Raw genomic sequence first — 17,672 nt, forward strand, 5'->3', positions numbered from 1 at the left:
GCTCATTGCGAGCTGAGGCCCAGCCTCTCCCGAACGCATTGCGAGTTTGACCGGGAGCAATTGAAAACGTCCCTCCGAACTGCTGAAAAGCATCTTTTGAGTTTCAGCCAGAATGACGCTCGAGCCGCCAACGTTGATTAGCGAATCCTGGAGTGAATGCCCCTTCGGGAAATTCCCTGTTCAGCATGAGAGCCTGACTTAACTTGGAATGATGGATTCCAGCAGGTCATATGGCAAGTCCGTCTTGCTGCAAAACTCGGATCGAAAACTAACGGTTCAGAGAAGCGCGGAGCGGCTGATTTGATATGAGTTTTCGCTTGAAGGAGCTAATAGGATACAGCCGATAGCGAGAAGCAACCACGGACAAACCGATGGCGAAATCGAAATAGCAGAGCACTTTCGTGTTATCGAGTGGGAGTGAGCCTAAGAAGGTTTCGAATTGGATGAAATCCCAGGTAGAATAGGATTTCATCCAATTCACTATAAAACCTCGAATCCTCAGTATCGCTAGAAACTTGCTGATTGACTCCATGCTCTTCGAACTTCCTCGTCATCTCATCGCGCTTTACTGGGAATAGGGTCTCTTTGCAATCCCTTCGGCACCTAAGGCCGATTACCAGCCGCCCTCTATGTTTTTAACTGCTTTCCTCTGTCCGAATCCACTGCAAAATTCAGTCCTTGTCACTTAAATTCGATCTCCTGTTCTGCGGCATTAAAGATATCCAGTTGCGTCTCGACGTTGACCTTGTTGACGATCCAAGCACGGAAAGAGCACCGTTGGATGAAATCATCAATGCGGTTCACGCCGTCAATTGCATACAGCGTTACAACGAGCCCGAAGCGCATATTTTCGCCGAAGCTCTCGTCAAGTCGCTCCTTGGTTTTCAGGCTGATGCCCCACAACCCATTCTCATAGCTCTTCTTTCCCCGTCCCCTGGGATTGATTTTCTCCGTAATGTGCTTGACGTTGTCCCACTTGCGGAAGAACTTTCTCGCCTCTTCCTCGTAGGTAAAAGAGCCCTCAAGGTCTTGAGTATTGTTGTCGATAGGCTGGATCTTCTCCCCATTCAGACGTCCAAACGTCATGGAGATCTCCGTGCTCGTGTAGTCAACGCCCTGGCTTCGCTCGCAATGCGGGAAGTAGCAAAGCGTCGCCTTCGCATAATATGGATGCTTGTCATGGACAACCGGCACGGGAATGTTATGCGTGTATGTATCGAACAGTTCAGATATTCCATCCAGGACGAACTTAATCTCGTCGTCTGAAGTCGAGAGAATATCCTCAATCCGTTTAGGCACGGCGCCGTAACCGAGATGATGAGGATTGTCGCCTTGCCCCCAACCGCCAGCCGAGTCGATAATCAAGGCTTTCGCAATCTCCCTACTGAACCCAACGATATGAATCAAGTAGGCCATCTTTCTTGCTATCCACGGAGCGGCGTACGAAGTTCCCAGAACCATTGCCGTCCTACCTGGCTCCTGACAGGCGTACATAGGCTGACCCCGATCGCCACCGTAGTAACAGACATCTGGTTTTCCGAAGAACGAGAGCACCGGGCCTTTCCTTGAGTAGGAGCAAGGAGAGCCATCCGTTCTCACGGCGTTCACGACAAGGGAGTTGACGGAGTCAGCAGGCGGACCGATCCTTTTTTCCCCTGAGTAATTTCCATCGTTTGTGCCGGCGATTACGAAAACCACATCGTGCTCCACCTGAATTCTGTCAAGGGCGGAAGCCTCTGCGGAGACGAAGTTCTCTGGGCATTCAAGGAACGACCCGAGGGACAGGTTCCACACCTTAACCTCGGGAAACCTGATGACAGCCTTTTCGATTTCTCGGACAACCGTGAAGGAGCTGAACTTCCCACCTACAGCGATGCCGACATGGCGGACACGAAAACGTCCACATCCATCATCTATCCCCGGATTCAGGGAAGGACCATCTACGATAATAGAACTCACTCCGGTTCCATGAGAATAGTCACCAGGAGCTATAAGCTCAGGGTCGACCTCGACAGTAGCTTTAACCCAATCGGAAAAGTAAACCCTGTCGTCGAATGGGGTATCGAACACGCCAACCCATGGCTCACTGCCAGGAGGCGGAATCATTCCGCAGCTGTCCTCATCCCCCACAACCTCGTCACGTGGAATCTCATTGATGTCCTTTATCGCCATCGCAATCAGCTGAGGCGCTGCATTATAGAGAAGCCTGTACTGATCGGGAGTCAAAAGGTAAGTAGATTGATCATAGGTACGAAGGTTCAGCTCCGCTACGCCAATTTCTCTGAGAAATTCCGTATTATCAATGCCCGTCCCCTTGTACAGGGTGACCATAGACGTTTCTTCGATCGACTCCTCAGGGACGTTCAGTTCAAAACGTTCGACATGACATACGTCAACAACGAGCCTAGAGAAAGCACTTCTGGACAACGGCAGATACTCGAAAGAAACCTTCTGCCCATTGATCCCTTTCAGGCGGTCCGGAGTTACCTCTCCTTCACACAGCGCATCAATGCAAGAAGCGAGGCTGGACAGGTCCTCGATGGCGGCCTCGAGAGAACGCTCGCTTACGCAGTGGGTAATCACATGCTGTCTGAACTTGCCATTATCGTGAAACCTGGCTCCAACGATAGTGCTATTAGACGAGCTTGGTCCTGGCTCCGACAGAAGCCTCCTCACACGACCGCTCTTCGCGATGATCCTCTCATAGCGAATCGCAACAAGGGGCTTGTAATCATGTTCAAAGCCTTCCCAGTATTCCTGGATTCCGACAAGGGAATCCCTAAGAGCCCTCACTTTTTCAGAGGACACAGCTTTTCGGGCAGGAAGCGACGGAGGGCCTGGACGCGACGAGTTTCGTTTTTGGTTGAAGGTGCCACGCAACTGCAGAATTGCGTTACTCATCGCTTCCTCCATTCAGCTGTCTGGAAAGCGTACTCTTGGAAATACCCGTGAGCTTCTCCATCTCCCTGACCGTGAATCCCTGTTCCTTCAATACGTCAACATCGATGGCAGCGGAATTCGCGAGCTGTCTGTACAGGCGCTTGAGGTAGTCGTACTCGCTCTCTGAATCAGAAAATGCTATAGCAGACTTAATCATATTCCTGAGGTCACCTGGATAAGGGAGACCGTTGGACAGCGACAGAATCTTCTTGAAAAGTCGCATGTCCCTGCCGGCATTCTTGAACCGTGGAAGCAGCTCGTTTGCGATGACTTCCGCGATCTCGACAAGGTCGTCCTGCGAATACCTATCAAAGTTCACGCATGCATCAAACCTCCTGACCAGCGCTCTATCGAAGGAATCGAAGAGGTTGGTGGTTGCGATGAGGGCAATGGAGTCATCCAGCCGATCGAGTTCACGTAAGAGGATGGAGGTGGCTCGGCTCATCTCGCGAACGTCGTTGCTGCTGCTTCTATCTAGCGCAAGCGCATCTATCTCATCGAACAATACGATGGCTCTTTCCGGGTGCCTGAAGCTGGAGATCTCGGAGAATAAGGCGTCGATGTTCTTTCCGGTTTGACCAAGCTTGCTATCAATGAGCAGGTCAAAGTCGACCATGAACATGTCCCTGTTCAAGATTCGCGCAATCTGTTTAGCAGCCTCGGTCTTGCCTGTGCCAGGAGGTCCTTGGAACAAAAATTTGTTCACTCCAACATTACCGCGAATGGCATTGGTGATGCCTGAGATGTCTGAAGCGATGGCTTCCGGCAAGGGCAACGCCGACACTGCGGGACCTACCGCGCTCAGGAAGCACGGAGTCTCGTCCATCTGGGGGACGAAAGTGTTAGCGTCGGAAAGAAGGGCCATGATGTATTCGGCGAGCTGTGCATCACCAGCTTTGTCGAATTCCCGCGCGATAGTGAGGGCCTCGGCACGAAATGCCGCCTCGTTTCTCTCCGAATGGTATCGGATCAGATTGATCACGTTTCTTTTCTTCACGGCTTCCTCCTATTCCTTTCCCTTTTGGAGGATACAATATGGGACACATTATTACAAAATTGAGACAGACTATACTTGACTTTATTTTCAAAGGGCGTATCTTCACCCTGAGCGATGGTGAGTTGATGGCGCTAAACGTTATTAGGCCGCAAAAAAACGAAGCCCCGTTGCAGCGGGGCTCCAGCAGTCGATTATCGAGCAAGCACAATCAACCGTTGCCATCATAAATCTGCTTCCACGCAGAGGCAACAGGAAGGAGGCTCTATGGCTTCCAGGAATCAACATGTGACACGGCGTTCCGACGGAACCTGGCAAGTTAAGACCGAGGGGGCGTCAAGGGCATACCGTGTAACCAACACCCAAGCCGAAGCAGTTGGTATTGGCCGAAACGTCAGCCGAAATCAAAACAGCGAGCTCTATATTCACGGAGTTGACGGAAGGATTAGGGCACGCGACTCACACGGAAACGACCCCTTTCCTCCTCGTGGGTAAATAGGCACAACGCTCCCATCGCTCACCCTAGATGGCCTCTTCGCATTAGAAGAGGCCATCTTTTGAGGCTCGTGATTCCGCCCTGCGCACGAAGCACGCGGGACAAAGAACCACCCGCTATGCGGGTGCGCATCGAAGACTTCAACCTTGCAAGCCAAATGACCACCGATCAAGAACAAGATACAAATGTTCAAGTCTCATCTGCCTTGGAGAGACGGCGATCATTATGGCAAACAAGACACAGAGCCTTGCGCACACGAAATGGCCGTGCAAGTACCATATCGTGTTCACACCGAAATATAGGCGCAAAATCATCTACAACCAATACCGAGATTCGCTAGGCGAGATATCCCGACAGCTTTGCAGGTATAAGGGAGTCAAAATAATCGAGGGGCCGCAATCTGGCATCAAGTGCATATGCCGCTCTTCATCCCGCCCAAGCTAGCCGTATCGAGCTATATGGGGTACCTCAAAGGCAAAAGCGCGCTGATGATGTTTGGCAAGCATGCGAACCTTAAGTACAAGTTTGGCAACTGGAACTTCTGGTCGGAAGGCGCCTACGTACCAAGTGTTGAGTCCGATTGGGCGAATATGCCATCTCAACACTTGACGAGAAACGCCTGCTAAGATGATGTCAGCTAAGCCATACAAATTCAAATTTGATGGAGGGAACAACCAAGGTGAACGAATTCAACGAATATGTTCGCGATAGTTTCTCTGAATCCGGCGATATTGCCATAAAGCCTATGATGGGCGGATACCTTGTATATTTTAACGGCAAGCTGATAGGCGACATTGGCAATAACGAACTGTTTTTAAAGAGAACGCCGACATCAGACAGACTGCTTGCAGATTCCGAACTGCGTTATCCGTATGAAGGCTCGAAGACCCTGATGCATGTATTCGACAGCTTTGATGATAAGGCTCTAATTCAGGAACTTCTGGATGGCATGTACGCTGAGCTTCCGGAAAAGAAACCCTCGAAAGCCAGATGAGAAAGACAAACTTTAGTTTTGTGCTCTCACCGCTCCGCAGTGATCTGATTGCGAAAAACAGACAGACGGGTATTCCATTCTCCTTCGCTCCCCTTCGTTTCAGGACTATTCAACGTGAACTCGGTCGCTAGGACTCAAATACTGTTCCGATAGCGCGGACTACGCTGTCCGGCTCCTCGGGACTGATGGCAGAGATCTCCTGTTCGAACTGATGGCGGATGAAGGGCTGGGGCTCACGGCAAGCATCCCGAAAGAGGCCTACGACCTGTTCGCAGGCGAGCTTCACGCGCAGCCCGATAGCCGAGGACCAACCGTTCTACGTCAATCGCAGCTGGGTCCGCAGCGCCTCTGAATTCCTGAATCGCTAGAGCAGAGCGACTGTCGCCTTGGGACCACCGCTGACTGCATGACGACTACCCGGTTTAGCCGATAGAAGAATGAGAGGAATGCCTGTTCATTCACTCTACCGACTACACGGAGACAAGTCATGCAACAATTGAGTGATAACAATATTTTTGCCGATAACGGCAATAACTATCCATTTCTGATAGAATAATCCCATCAGGTTCTTGCCGATAAGGGGGTAGGCCCCGATGAGATTTCTTTCCGCTGCTGAGATTGCCGAGCTTTGGGAAGTGTCCGAAAGAAGCGTTCGCAATTACTGCGCCCAAGGCCGCGTGCCAGGCGCATTCCTTATGGGAAAAACCTGGAGCATCCCTGCTGACGCGACAAAGCCTGCTCGCTCGAATGCAAAAGCATCCGCAACGAGCCCGTTGCTCACGCGTCTTCGCGAAGAAAAGACGTCGAAATTCAAAGGCGGCATCTATCACAAGATCCAGGTCGAGCTAACCTACAACTCCAACCGCATCGAGGGAAGCAGACTTTCCCTTGACCAGACGCGCATGATCTTCGAAACCGCGACGATCGGCACCGAAGGCGAGTTCGTGCGCGTAGACGACATCGTGGAAACCCGGAACCACTTCCGCGCCGTCGACTACCTTATCGACCATGCGCAAGACCCTCTTTCTGAAGCCATGGTCAAAGAGTTCCATCGCATCCTGAAAGCCGGAACAACAGATTCCACGAAGGATTGGTTCTCTGTCGGGGAATACAAGCGCCTGCCGAACGAGGTCGGCGGCCGGCAGACCGCTCTTCCGGAAAACGTCGCCAAAGAGATGAAGGCGCTCTTGAAAACGTATGACCCTCGCGCGAGACACACCTTCGAAGACATTATCGGCTTTCATGTGCGCTTCGAGCGCATCCATCCCTTCCAGGACGGCAACGGCCGTGTAGGCAGGCTCGTGATGTTCAAAGAATGCCTCATGAACTACGTGATACCGTTTATCATCGCCGACGACATGAAGTCCTTTTACTATCGCGGGCTTGTTGAATGGGATAACGAGAAGGGGTATCTCGCTGACACATGCCTTTCGGCGCAAGACCGATTCAAAGCCACGCTCGATTACTTCCGAATCGCATACGCCTAAAACGGCAGCCAAGGGCTTTCCGTTACCGAGTGCTCGAGGAGAGAGCAGACGTCGGATTCCCGATGAATTTCGGTTTAGAGACGGTTTCGCGATACGAGAAGCGGCTACAACCGCAATCCATATGGTGCGCTAGGTTCACACTTCCAGAGATTGCGAAGACTACGGTTTGGCAGAACTGCTCGGCAAAATCCGCAAGATCCGTAAGATGCAGCGCATATCAACAAAACAGGAGTGCACCTAAAAGAGCGCCGACTCCAGGAACCGATCGATAGCAGCGTTGACGAAGGCAGGGTCGTCGACGTTGGCGTTGTGCCCCGCGCCCTCAACCCAGGTGATGGGTACACCGGTCTCCCTCGACCACTCCTTATCGTAGGTCTTGACGAAGCCCGCCGCATCCTCGGACCCGCACACGATCATGAGCGGACAGTCGATGCGATACGCGCGGTTTTTCGCCACAGCGTCGGAGAGCGCTCGAAAGCCGTTTCCGAGCAGCGCGCAGAGCTCGCGTCGAGAATAGCGTTCTATCTGGGCCAGCATATTGCGCCGACCATGCTCGGTGGTCGAGCACGCCTTCGCCATCTGGTCGCGCAGGAAACGACCCGTCCCCCACAGCAGGCACAGGCCTTCCATATGCCTTAAGATGGCCAGGTGCCACCTTTTGTAATAGCGGTGTTGCATAGGTGACGAATCCACCGAGACGAATGCGGCCGCGCATCCAGGATGAAGCTCGATGAAGGCCTGCGCGACATAGCCCCCGAGCGATTGCCCGACAAGCACGGGGCTTGACGCCCCGCAGGTCTCGAGAATCGCACGAAGGACCTCGGCCATATCGTCGAGGTCGAGCCTTCTGCTCCACGGACGCGAAAGCCCGTGGCCGGGCGCGTCCCACACGACGAGGTTCCACCTCTGCGCGAAGTGGGCAAACTGAGGGTTGAACAGGGTATGATCGGCCGAAAGCCCTGGCAGGAAGACCATCCAGGGCCGCGCTTGATCGGGAGATGAAGTTACCCAGTAATGCACCGTGCCGTCTTCGACGGCAAGTTCCTGCTCGACCATTCCGGCTGCGACGGCAGGCTCGACGCCGCCCGGATAGGGCGCGCAGCAGAGGATGCGGAAATCAACCGGCTCACCCATGTGGCAACCTCCTTGGAAACAGCGGCTTGATGACCGGCGCGGTCCAGGTCTTGATCGCATCCATGTCCGGCGAATAGATGCGCATATACAGATGGAAGCCGCCGTCGCCGACCGGGAGCCAGTTCGTCGCGTCCGCCGGCACGTCCTTCGACAGGATCACATCCACAGAACCATCGTCATTCACCTTCAGACCGGAACGATCGTTGATGCAGTAGCGGTCGATCGAATTGTCGATCAGGAAATCATCGTCGCCGTATGCGGTGATCGACCAGAAGCCGCCGTCAAGGACCTGCGGATAGCTTTCGAAGTGGAGCATGTAGGACTTCTCGCCCGTCAGGGCGTTCCCGTCAGCATCCTTCTCCGTCCTGGGATACAGCGCGACCTCCACGGTGTTCGCTCCAAGCCCCGCGATCGCCACCAGCGCACGGTAGGCGTATTCCGTACCGAAATCTCCGATCGGCGCGCCGAAATAGCTCCACTGCCCCAACCGGTTCGAAAACCTCATGCCCTCTGCCGCGAGCTTCGGTCGAAGGCCCTTCAGCATCTCCTGCCAGCCTGCCTGAATATCGTCGGTCAGAACAGACGCGTCGAATTCCATACCGGGGCCCACACGGACCGCCGCGAGCTTTTCCAGCATTCCCACATCGGCGGCGGACGGCGGATTCTTCTCCATCAGCGCATTCGCCTTTTTGAAGAACGTGACGGGATCCAGAGAAAGAACCTTGTCGATGGGAATGTAGTCGTTCTCTTTCCGGTACCTCCCCTTCGGGAGTCGATGCGTCCCTCTTCCCAGATAGGCGGAAAGCGGCCTGAGAAGCATCTTCGCCTGAACGGCATGCACATTCGGAAGATCCGCCGCGCCGGAAAGCACCGTTCTGGTAATGGACCACGCCATGGCGGTAGGCACATCGATGCGGATCACATCGTCCGGCAGGTCTCCGTTCCAGGTAGAGAGCGTGATGGCATAGGTTCCGGCCCGATCAAGGACGGCAGCGGTGTTCGTCCAGGCATCAAGCACCTGCACCTTGCAGAAGCGGTCTGTTTCCGGAAGCACATAGACGATCGGCTCTTCACTCAGGTCGTACCACACCTGTGAATAGACGGTATCCACATTGGGGCTTACCACATTTTTGAACTGCGCATTGGCCAGCGCTGCGCCGTGCATGAACTGATTCACGGGAGCCTTGCCGGGTACGGCTTCTTCCGTATTCGTTGCGGAAGCCCGTGTCGCATCCATCAGCACCAGGGGAAATGCATATATGTAAGCCGCTTCAATGGTTTCCCGCACGTTCTTCTCCTTTCCTTAGGGGGAACGCCTTGATCGACATCAGGTTAAGAGTGAAAAGCATTCAATATGGCTCGAAGAAAGAAGCGCTACGACGGACAGCTCAAGACCAATCGAAGCAGCGCTTCCCCCTTCTCCCCTATCGAGACCTACATGCTCTCCTTGAGGATTCGGCGGACGTCGTCCTTGGTCAAGGCCTTATAGCCGCCCTTCAGAAGGAGGGTTCCGTTGACGATATCGTCGAGATCGGCCTCGGTGGCGCCCAGCTCGGACAAACTCATGGCAAGACCCAGTTCGCGCATCCAAGCTTCCATAGCGCCCAAACCTTCCTCGGCAACCTCGCGATCGGTCTTCCCCGCCGCATCGACATACCAGACCTGCGTGGCGAAGCGCACGAATTTCGGCAGACCGGCCTCCATAATGAAGCGATAATACGGCAGGCTCACGGCCGAAAGCGTCATGCCATGAGTCGCATCGGTCACGCCGCCGACCGCATGACCGACCATATGCACCATCCAGTCGGTCGTCTTACCGCGCGAGAGCAATGTGTTCAAAGCCCAGGTAGAAGCCCACATGAGATTACTGCGCGCTTCGTAATCCTGATCGTCCTTCGCAGCGACGCGGCCATTATCGACGATGCAGCGCATCAGTCCCTCGGCAAGATAGTCGCTCGCGCTGTTGTCGAAGTCGCTGAAATACTGTTCGCAGATGTGGTTGAACGAATCATAGATGCCCGCAACGACCTGTCTGTGAGGCAGACTCAGCGTGAACTGCGGATTCAGAATGGCGAAACGCGGCATGCCCTCGACGCCGAAGCCATATTCGACCTTGATCTTCGCCTCAGGATTGGTGATGACGGCGTTGGCGTTCATCTCCGACCCGGTTCCCGCCATGGTAAGCACGCAGCCAACGGGGACGATTTCGCAGTCTACATCCTCGGAATGCACGAAGTACTTCTCCCACGGGTCGTCGTCGCAGTTGATCGAGGCGGCTACGGCCTTGGAATAATCGCACACCGAACCTCCGCCGACGGCCAGAAGCATATCGGCTTTCGCAGCACGAGCGATTGCGACGCCTTCGCGCAGCTTCTCGACCGTCGGGTTCGCCATGACGCCGCTGATTTCGGCCACGGTCTTGCCTGCTGCGCGCAAAAGAGACATGACCTGGTCGTAAACGCCGTTTCGCTTGATGGAGCCGCCGCCGTAAACCACGACGACATTGCCGCCGTAGGCTTCGAGCTCGACCTTGAGGCCGTCGAGGGCATCCTCTCCGAAATAGAGCTTCGTGGGGTTGTGGTAGGTGAATGTTCCGCGCATGGCACCCATCCTTTACTGTCTCTGGATCATTGCAGCTACGTACACTACATTGCGGAATGCATGTCGCGTCAAGTACTAATCGGGTGGTACCAGCCATAACGACCGCGAAAAGGAATGCCGCAGGGTGTTTCCTGACCTCACACAGGTTGACCTCATTGAGCGGACAATCGCGTTGGGGCGAGCCTGGCTTTAAAAGATAGTTAGTTTATACTAACTATCTAACTGCGGAGCGAAACGCACGGCAAGGTTAGGAGGACACTATGCATCCTGCATGGCTTGTCGGCATCGGCGTCTTGATCGGAACAGCGGGCCTCAAGGTGCTCAAGAGCAAGCCCGCGAAGCAGCTCTACGTGGATGCGCTGGTAGGCGGCATGCAAGTGAGGGAGACTGCCAGCACGTTGGTCGATGAGGCCAAGGCGGAGTTCGACGACCTGATGGCAGAAGCCGAATACGCCAAAAACGGTGATGATGTCCCCTTCGACGACGCTCCCTCCGACGAGGCAAGCTCGGAAGAAGAACCGTCCGCCACGCCGAGCGCGACCCCCGAGACGGCGACGAAACACGCGGCGAAGAAATAGCGTGCGTCATGCGGTACCTCATCGCACATGAGACTCCAGGACGCATCCGATTCGACCTGCGCGGCAAGATTCCCGAGACGGATGCCGTCGCTTTTGAGGAGCTGTTCAGCCAGCTCGATTCCGTAAAACGCGCGGACGCCTATCCCAAGGCAGGATACCTCGCGATAACATACCGCGCTGCCACGAAGCGGGAATTGCGCGATGCGCGCAGACGCGTCATCGAGAAGATGGACGCCCTTTCCTATTCCGAGATAAAGCAATGGGAGCCTGCGGATTCCATCGCCTTGGCACCGCGTCCCCGCCACCTCATCAGCAGCGTTGCGACGATGCTCGTCTTGCAGCTTCTCAGGCGCGTCCTCCTCCCCCGCCCCTTGCGGCTCGTCTGGACCATCATCAGCTCCATTCCTTTCTGGACGCTGGGACTCAAGTCGCTTCTGAATAAGCGTTTGGATGTTCCCGTGCTTGATGCGGCCGCGATCACCTTGGGGCTTCTGCAGGGCAAACCCGACACGTCCTCGAATATCATGCTCCTTCTCAATGCCGATGATGCGCTCGAAAACTATACGCATCGCCGCAGCGAAAGCGGTCTGATCCGTTCCCTGCTCACGATTCCGAGCAAGGCGCGGCGCGCCTTCGAATCGGGCGACGAGCGCGATGTCGAGATTGCGGACCTGCATATCGGCGATGTCATCGTCGTCCGACTTGGCGAGCAGGTTCCCGTCGACGGCACCGTCATACGGGGCGCCGCCGCGGTCAACCAAAGCTCGCTCACCGGCGAGCCGCTCGCCGTCACCCGCGAGGTCGGCGACACGGTCTATGCGGGAACCGCGCTTGAAGAGGGCGAGATCTTCGTGCGGGTGGAAGACGATCCCCATGCCAGCAAGCTGCGCAATATCATCACGATGGTCGAGCAGTCCGAATCGCTCAAGTCGTCCGATCAGCGTCATGTCGAACAGATGGCCGACGCGCTCGTGCCGTGGAATTTCCTCCTGGCCGGCACCGTCGCGCTCGTGACGCGCAACTTGTCCAAGGTGTCGGGAGCGCTCATGGTCGATTACTCGTGCGCCCTGAGGCTTACCGGCTCCATCGCGGTCATGACGGCGCAACGCGAGAGCGCGCAGCATGGTTTCGTAGTGAAGGGATCGCGTTACTTCGATCATATGGCCGAGGCCGACACCATCGTCTTCGACAAGACCGGGACGCTCACGACGTCCGCCCCTGAGGTGGAAAGCGTCGTGGCGTATGGCGGATGGAGCAGAGACGAGGCATTGAGGCTCGCCGCCTGCCTGGAAGAGCATTTTCCGCATCCGCTGGCGCGCGCCGTGGTCAACAAGGCGTTCGAAGAGGGCCTCGAGCATCGTGAGGAGCATGCGGGCGTCGAATATATCGTCGCGCACGGCATCGTAAGCTCGCTTCGGGGCAAGCGCGTCGTGCTCGGCAGCGAACGCTTCGTCATCGAGCAGGAGCAGGTCGTCGTCACAGCAGATGAGCTCGATGAGATACACGCGCACGCCGCGGGGATGTCGCCGCTGTTTCTGTCGGTCGACCGCCGGCTGCGCGGCGTCATCTACATCAAGGACCCGCTGAAGAGAACCGCCAGGCGCGTAATCGAGGAGCTCCACGAAGAGGGTTTCGAACACGTGATCATGCTCACTGGAGACAACCGCAAGAGCGCCGAGCGCATCGCGCGGGAATGCGGAATCACCGAATATCGTGCGGATCTGCTCCCCGAGGACAAGTACGCGATCATCCAAGAGCTGCAGAATGCCGGACGCAAAGTGTGCATGGTGGGAGACGGCGTCAACGACTCTCCTGCGCTTTCCGTCTCGCACGTGAGCATCGCGATGAAGGCGGGCAGCTCCATAGCGCGCGAGGCGGCCGATATCGCCCTGCTCTCCGATGATTTGGAATCGCTCGTGGAGCTGCGGAGGCTCTCACGCATGCTCGACAGGCGCATGCGACACGGCTACAACACGGCAATTGCGGTGAACACGCTGCTCATCGCGCTCGGAATCATCGGAGCGATCAAGCCGACGCTGGGCTCGCTGCTCCACAACGGCACGACGATTGCGCTTTCCGCCCTCAACACCCGTCGCTATCTGCCCAAGGAGACTAAGCGCGTGGATATCGACCATCCTATCGCGTGAGGTTTGGGCAGACTTCTTTACAGCACACCCATCTCCGCTCCGCCACACCCCGATGCGGTACAATTAATTCATGAAGCCGAACTTGTGACGCCATCGCGACACGAGTTCGGCTCTATTTGTCTCTCTCCAGACGCATGGGCTTTATCCGAGAAAGCCTTCCGTTATGAAGAGCTTCATCGAATCCATTGCGCCATATCGAGTGCGCAGTATAACTTGCTGCTTCGCCATAAGTCAGGCTCGGATCCTCCGATACGTCGACGGCTATCCTTGACAGAAAACCATCCCCGCGCATGCGGGGTGCACCGCGCTCAGGAAGATGAACACCGATAGGTTTGCTGCGGAAAAATCGAGACTGAAATTGGACAGGGCCATCGAATCCGCGTCTCTTCATCCAAAACAGGAGGCTACCGTAACAGGAGACCCATCGACCCTGCACCCAGAAGGCCTGGCCGTGTGCGTAGAGCTGGCGTATAATGGCGAGATAGGAAAATCCCAGTTCATACCATATGTCATGGAAGAATTAAGAAGGAGGCTCTCGTAATATCGCGAATCTTGCCGGAAGCTCCATTCTTCCGCAAGCTTCTTGAGAAGCATGGAGCCGATTATGTGTTTTCCGCATTCTTCGACGAGAACCTCGATCCGCTACCCGACGCCCCGGAAGAGCTCAAGAAGGAGATCGGGCTGCTCCGCTCCGAATGCGGACCAAGGCTTAGAAATCTAACCGAATAGCCTCATAAGCAATCCAACCGAATAGCGATCATCCAGGCCCCGCTCCGGCGGGGCTTTTTCGTGCCCGGGTGACGCGCGCAGCATCATCTCATCATCGCACGGGCCGAGCGCAGAGGCCCACGGACATCGCGCGGGCCGCGAGCGCAGAGCGACGACGCCAGCGGGCAGTGAAGCCCGAAACAAACTCGACGAGACAGGAGCAGGCATGCACGGAGAAGGCGAGGGCCAGGGATCGGCCCAAGGGCAGCAGCAAAGGGGCGGGGCAGCCCAGCCAGGAGCAGCAGATCGCGCGCATCGTGAGCGAGCAGATGGGCAAGCAGCTCACCCCGATCATGGAGTCGCTGCGCGCCATCGCGCCGCAGACCCCCGCAGGGAACGACGGGGACGCGAAAGGCGCCGCTGCCAAGGCCGCCGACGACCTCGAGGCCGTCATTGCCCGCCACGCCGACGAGGCGAAGAGATGGGCCGTGGAGCACGAGCTGCTCACGGGCGGATGCGTAGACGCGCAGGCCGCGATGGCCCATATCGACATGACCGGGGCGAAGCTCGCCGACGACGGGACGCTCGAAGGCGTCGACGTCAAGGCCCTCGCCGAGAAATGCCCGTACCTGGGGTCATCCCCGCGCATGCGGGGAGCACCGCATGGGAATGCGGCGAGACAACACCAAGACGGGATCATCCCCGCGCATGCGGGGAGCACTCCAGCGCTACGAGGGCGAGACCACCGCGTACGGGATCATCCCCGCGCATGCGGGGAGCACTCGACGGATGGATTAGCTACGAGGACGTTGATGGGATCATCCCCGCGCATGCGGGGAGCACCTATCGTCGGTCATAGCCGCATATGTGACCCCGGGATCATCCCCGCGCATGCGGGGAGCACCCCTTTCTCTGATAGCCATCGTTCCATCAGGCGGGATCATCCCCGCGCATGCGGGGAGCACCATGCCGTGCACGACTTTCACGCGATTGACACGGGATCATCCCCGCGCATGCGGGGAGCACGGGCGCCGTACTTTTTGGACACGCCGGCGACCGGGATCATCCCCGCGCATGCGGGGAGCACCGAAAAAACTCTTCTGGAAGGTCTGAGAGATCGGGATCATCCCCGCGCATGCGGGGAGCACGTTCCGTAGTTGGCGTTCTGGTACATGCAGTAGGGATCATCCCCGCGCATGCGGGGAGCACGCGATCGAGCGGGCGCGGTTGATGCGATTCTCGGGATCATCCCCGCGCATGCGGGGAGCACCAGGACGTTTTTGCCGTGAAAAAGCGCAAAGTAGGATCATCCCCGCGCATGCGGGGAGCACGAGGGCGAAGACCTTGATTCGCTCAAAGATAAAGGATCATCCCCGCGCATGCGGGGAGCACATCCCCGTGCTCGTGGAGGGCGCGGTCGCGCTGGGATCATCCCCGCGCATGCGGGGAGCACTACTACGGCGACGTGCCCGCCGTCGACTACCCGGGATCATCCCCGCGCATGCGGGGAGCACGACGATACGCGCTCTCTGCACGACGTCGGCACGGGATCATCCCCGCGCATGCGGGGAGCACTAGGGGCGGAAGCACTCATGCGAATCGTTGGTGGGATCATCCCCGCGCATGCGGGGAGCACGTGATCATGGGCTTCTTCGTGCAGAAAACCCAGGGATCATCCCCGCGCATGCGGGGAGCACCCATACACCGTGCGTGCCATAGCCAAGGATATGGGATCATCCCCGCGCATGCGGGGAGCACACAGGGTCCTGAGCGGCCATGCCGTAGCAGGCGGGATCATCCCCGCGCATGCGGGGAGCACGCGAGCGAGAGGCAGGTCTCGGCCCTGGAGAAGGGATCATCCCCGCGCATGCGGGGAGCACTTGTTGCAGAACGCGGCCATCTGGTCGGCGGAGGGATCATCCCCGCGCATGCGGGGAGCACTCCTCTTCGAGACAGGCGCATACCTCGCCGAAGGGATCATCCCCGCGCATGCGGGGAGCACTGTTCGGTTTCATTTCTACCGGCGGAACGTTCGGGATCATCCCCGCGCATGCGGGGAGCACGCGGACGCTGGTCTTGTAATTGGTCTTAAGCCGGGATCATCCCCGCGCATGCGGGGAGCACTTCGTGTCGGCACCAGGCGGCAAGACCCTGCAAGGATCATCCCCGCGCATGCGGGGAGCACGGGCTTAATGTCCATCCTGCCGATCAAAAAAAGGGATCATCCCCGCGCATGCGGGGAGCACTAGTATGAACGTGTCCGACAACCAAAGGAGGAGGGATCATCCCCGCGCATGCGGGGAGCACCGAGCACGGGAAGCTCTCGGGCGAGGAATACGAGGATCATCCCCGCGCATGCGGGGAGCACTCGTACGCGATACGCTGATAGATATGATCCTCGGGATCATCCCCGCGCATGCGGGGAGCACGAGGGCGATGACCTCGATTCGCTCAAAGACAAAGGATCATCCCCGCGCATGCGGGGAGCACTCCAGTTCGATATGTCGATTCCCCGCATGCTCAGGATCATCCCCGCGCATGCGGGGAGCACACGGGGTCCTGCGCGGCCATGCCGTAGCAGGCAGGATCATCCCCGCGCATGCGGGGAGCACTGTCGTACGATCGCGTATCGTCGTACCCGTCCGGGATCATCCCCGCGCATGCGGGGAGCACACTAAATCATCCCAGTTCAATATAGCCCATCGTTAATACTAAATCAGTTTTCATTCAGTTTAACAAGAAGGCAATGCGTCAATCTACAATCGGAAAGTGCCCTGTGAGGTTGTCTATTTTCAAGGTGCAGGCGTTCAGCTAAAGAACTCAGCCGATGATCCGATATTTGCGGCAACTTCTTCCTAGCCAATGCAAGCGTATCAAGATAATCATTGTCAAAATCATCCCAATCAAGCTCTTCACAAGCAGACTGAATGAACCCGATATCGAATTCGGCATTGTGGGCAACAATTAGATCGTCGCTCACGAATTCTAAAAAATTCGTGAGCGCATTTTCTAGTATCAGGCCCTCGGCCATCAGTCTGCTATGGCTCAACCCGGTCAATTTGGCGATTGCGTCGGACAGCTCTCCCCCGCAACGAACCAGGCATTGAAAAGCATCGGTTTCTCTTCCTCCGCGCACTCGAATGGCGGCAAGCTCGATTATCTCGTCCTTGTTAGGGTTAAGACCCGTCGTCTCAATATCGACGACCACATATTCACTTGGCAGTTCGAAATCTCTATTTGGCTTCCTGCCTTTTTTCTTCGAGAAGCGGGATGCCTCGCTCCATCCCAGGCGCTTCTTCCCCAGCGACTTCGTCCTTGCAGAACTCGGCCTCATCATGAGCTTTAGGCCGTCAAAATCAATGGGCTCCCATGTAGTGTTGTGAATACGAAAGTCATATCGCTGCTCATTGCGAACCGAATAGACCATCGTTGCTCGGCCGCTCTTGCATTCCTTGCACACGCGCTCCCATAGTCTATCGCGCACGCGAGCACTAACTTGCCCGACATACACCCCCATGCTTATTTCTTGAAGCCACTTGGTCAAATCCCCTCGCAATGCAAGAGGGCATTTCTCAAGCGTAATGACAACCATT

At 56.5% G+C, this 17,672-nt stretch carries 11 protein-coding genes, 1 pseudogene and 1 CRISPR repeat array; of the genes and pseudogenes, 6 read left to right on the plus strand and 6 right to left on the minus strand.

What is annotated here, in order from left to right; all coding sequences use genetic code 11:
* Positions 1 to 681 precede the first annotated feature (681 nt).
* Together HMPREF1155_RS07200 and HMPREF1155_RS07205 are read right to left on the minus strand one after the other, a co-directional pair.
* Positions 682 to 2,901: a S8 family peptidase gene (locus tag HMPREF1155_RS07200; protein WP_009078898.1), complete on the minus strand. Its 2,220-nt coding sequence runs from the start codon at positions 2,899 to 2,901 to the stop codon at positions 682 to 684.
* Positions 2,894 to 3,937, minus strand: coding sequence for an ATP-binding protein (locus tag HMPREF1155_RS07205; protein WP_009079083.1), 1,044 nt, complete (start codon positions 3,935 to 3,937; stop codon positions 2,894 to 2,896). The genes HMPREF1155_RS07200 and HMPREF1155_RS07205 overlap by 8 nt, the downstream gene beginning before the upstream one ends.
* Positions 3,938 to 4,201: 264 nt before the next feature.
* Here HMPREF1155_RS07205 and HMPREF1155_RS09165 point away from each other — a divergent pair, with 264 nt between their 5' ends.
* The 4 genes and pseudogenes from HMPREF1155_RS09165 to HMPREF1155_RS07220 all read left to right on the plus strand — a co-directional run bounded on the left by HMPREF1155_RS09165 (position 4,202) and on the right by HMPREF1155_RS07220 (position 6,911).
* A complete protein-coding gene (locus HMPREF1155_RS09165; RefSeq protein WP_081501542.1) occupies positions 4,202 to 4,429 on the plus strand; it encodes a DUF2188 domain-containing protein in 228 nt (75 codons plus the stop codon).
* Positions 4,430 to 4,655: 226 nt separating this feature from the next.
* Positions 4,656 to 5,002, plus strand: a pseudogene (tnpA, locus tag HMPREF1155_RS07210) (IS200/IS605 family transposase); the annotation flags it as partial.
* Between the two features lie 107 nt (positions 5,003 to 5,109).
* Positions 5,110 to 5,424, plus strand: a complete 315-nt coding sequence (locus HMPREF1155_RS07215; RefSeq protein ID WP_009079055.1) for a TfoX/Sxy family protein — start codon at positions 5,110 to 5,112, stop codon at positions 5,422 to 5,424.
* A 773-nt stretch (positions 5,425 to 6,197) separates the two neighbouring features.
* A complete protein-coding gene (locus HMPREF1155_RS07220) occupies positions 6,198 to 6,911 on the plus strand; it encodes a Fic family protein (protein WP_238319145.1) in 714 nt (237 codons plus the stop codon).
* 237 nt (positions 6,912 to 7,148) lie between these two features.
* Here the strand turns inward: HMPREF1155_RS07220 and HMPREF1155_RS07225 are convergent, their stop codons facing one another.
* The 3 genes from HMPREF1155_RS07225 to HMPREF1155_RS07235 all read right to left on the minus strand — a co-directional run bounded on the left by HMPREF1155_RS07225 (position 7,149) and on the right by HMPREF1155_RS07235 (position 10,646).
* Positions 7,149 to 8,045 (minus strand): alpha/beta fold hydrolase, encoded by an 897-nt coding sequence (locus tag HMPREF1155_RS07225; protein WP_009078957.1) that lies wholly within the window; start codon positions 8,043 to 8,045, stop codon positions 7,149 to 7,151.
* Positions 8,038 to 9,333, minus strand: a complete 1,296-nt coding sequence (locus tag HMPREF1155_RS07230) for a DUF1254 domain-containing protein (protein ID WP_009078997.1) — start codon at positions 9,331 to 9,333, stop codon at positions 8,038 to 8,040. The genes HMPREF1155_RS07225 and HMPREF1155_RS07230 overlap by 8 nt, the downstream gene beginning before the upstream one ends.
* Positions 9,334 to 9,479: 146 nt before the next feature.
* Positions 9,480 to 10,646, minus strand: coding sequence for an iron-containing alcohol dehydrogenase (locus HMPREF1155_RS07235; protein WP_009078852.1), 1,167 nt, complete (start codon positions 10,644 to 10,646; stop codon positions 9,480 to 9,482).
* Between the two features lie 260 nt (positions 10,647 to 10,906).
* On the opposite strand from HMPREF1155_RS07235, the gene HMPREF1155_RS07240 reads away from it, so the two are divergent.
* Positions 10,907 to 11,224 (plus strand): DUF6110 family protein, encoded by a 318-nt coding sequence (locus tag HMPREF1155_RS07240; protein ID WP_009078862.1) that lies wholly within the window; start codon positions 10,907 to 10,909, stop codon positions 11,222 to 11,224.
* Positions 11,225 to 11,232: 8 nt separating this feature from the next.
* Positions 11,233 to 13,371, plus strand: a complete 2,139-nt coding sequence (locus HMPREF1155_RS07245) for a heavy metal translocating P-type ATPase (protein ID WP_009078923.1) — start codon at positions 11,233 to 11,235, stop codon at positions 13,369 to 13,371.
* A gap of 1,339 nt (positions 13,372 to 14,710) precedes the next feature.
* A CRISPR array of direct repeats spans positions 14,711 to 16,752; the repeat unit is 28 nt; unit sequence GGATCATCCCCGCGCATGCGGGGAGCAC.
* Positions 16,753 to 16,795: 43 nt separating this feature from the next.
* On the opposite strand, the gene cas2e is transcribed toward HMPREF1155_RS07245, so the two are convergent.
* The gene (cas2e, locus tag HMPREF1155_RS07255; protein ID WP_009079101.1) at positions 16,796 to 17,671 is read right to left on the minus strand and encodes a type I-E CRISPR-associated endoribonuclease Cas2e; all 876 of its coding nucleotides are present in this window, start codon (positions 17,669 to 17,671) and stop codon (positions 16,796 to 16,798) included.
* Position 17,672 lies beyond the last annotated feature (1 nt).

The sequence above is a fragment of the Slackia sp. CM382 genome (assembly GCF_000293015.1).
GTDB lineage: Bacteria > Actinomycetota > Coriobacteriia > Coriobacteriales > Eggerthellaceae > Slackia > Slackia exigua.

What these genes read in the sequence shown, in the direction of transcription:
- HMPREF1155_RS09165 (WP_081501542.1), top strand. Translation starts at nt 4,202, where the DNA reads ATGGCTTCCAGGAATCAACATGTGACACGGCGTTCCGACGGAACCTGG.
- HMPREF1155_RS07235 (WP_009078852.1), bottom strand. Translation starts at nt 10,646, where the DNA reads ATGCGCGGAACATTCACCTACCACAACCCCACGAAGCTCTATTTCGGA.
- HMPREF1155_RS07245 (WP_009078923.1), top strand. Translation starts at nt 11,233, where the DNA reads ATGCGGTACCTCATCGCACATGAGACTCCAGGACGCATCCGATTCGAC.
- HMPREF1155_RS07200 (WP_009078898.1), bottom strand. Translation starts at nt 2,901, where the DNA reads ATGAGTAACGCAATTCTGCAGTTGCGTGGCACCTTCAACCAAAAACGA.
- HMPREF1155_RS07225 (WP_009078957.1), bottom strand. Translation starts at nt 8,045, where the DNA reads ATGGGTGAGCCGGTTGATTTCCGCATCCTCTGCTGCGCGCCCTATCCG.
- cas2e (WP_009079101.1), bottom strand. Translation starts at nt 17,671, where the DNA reads ATGGTTGTCATTACGCTTGAGAAATGCCCTCTTGCATTGCGAGGGGAT.
- HMPREF1155_RS07240 (WP_009078862.1), top strand. Translation starts at nt 10,907, where the DNA reads ATGCATCCTGCATGGCTTGTCGGCATCGGCGTCTTGATCGGAACAGCG.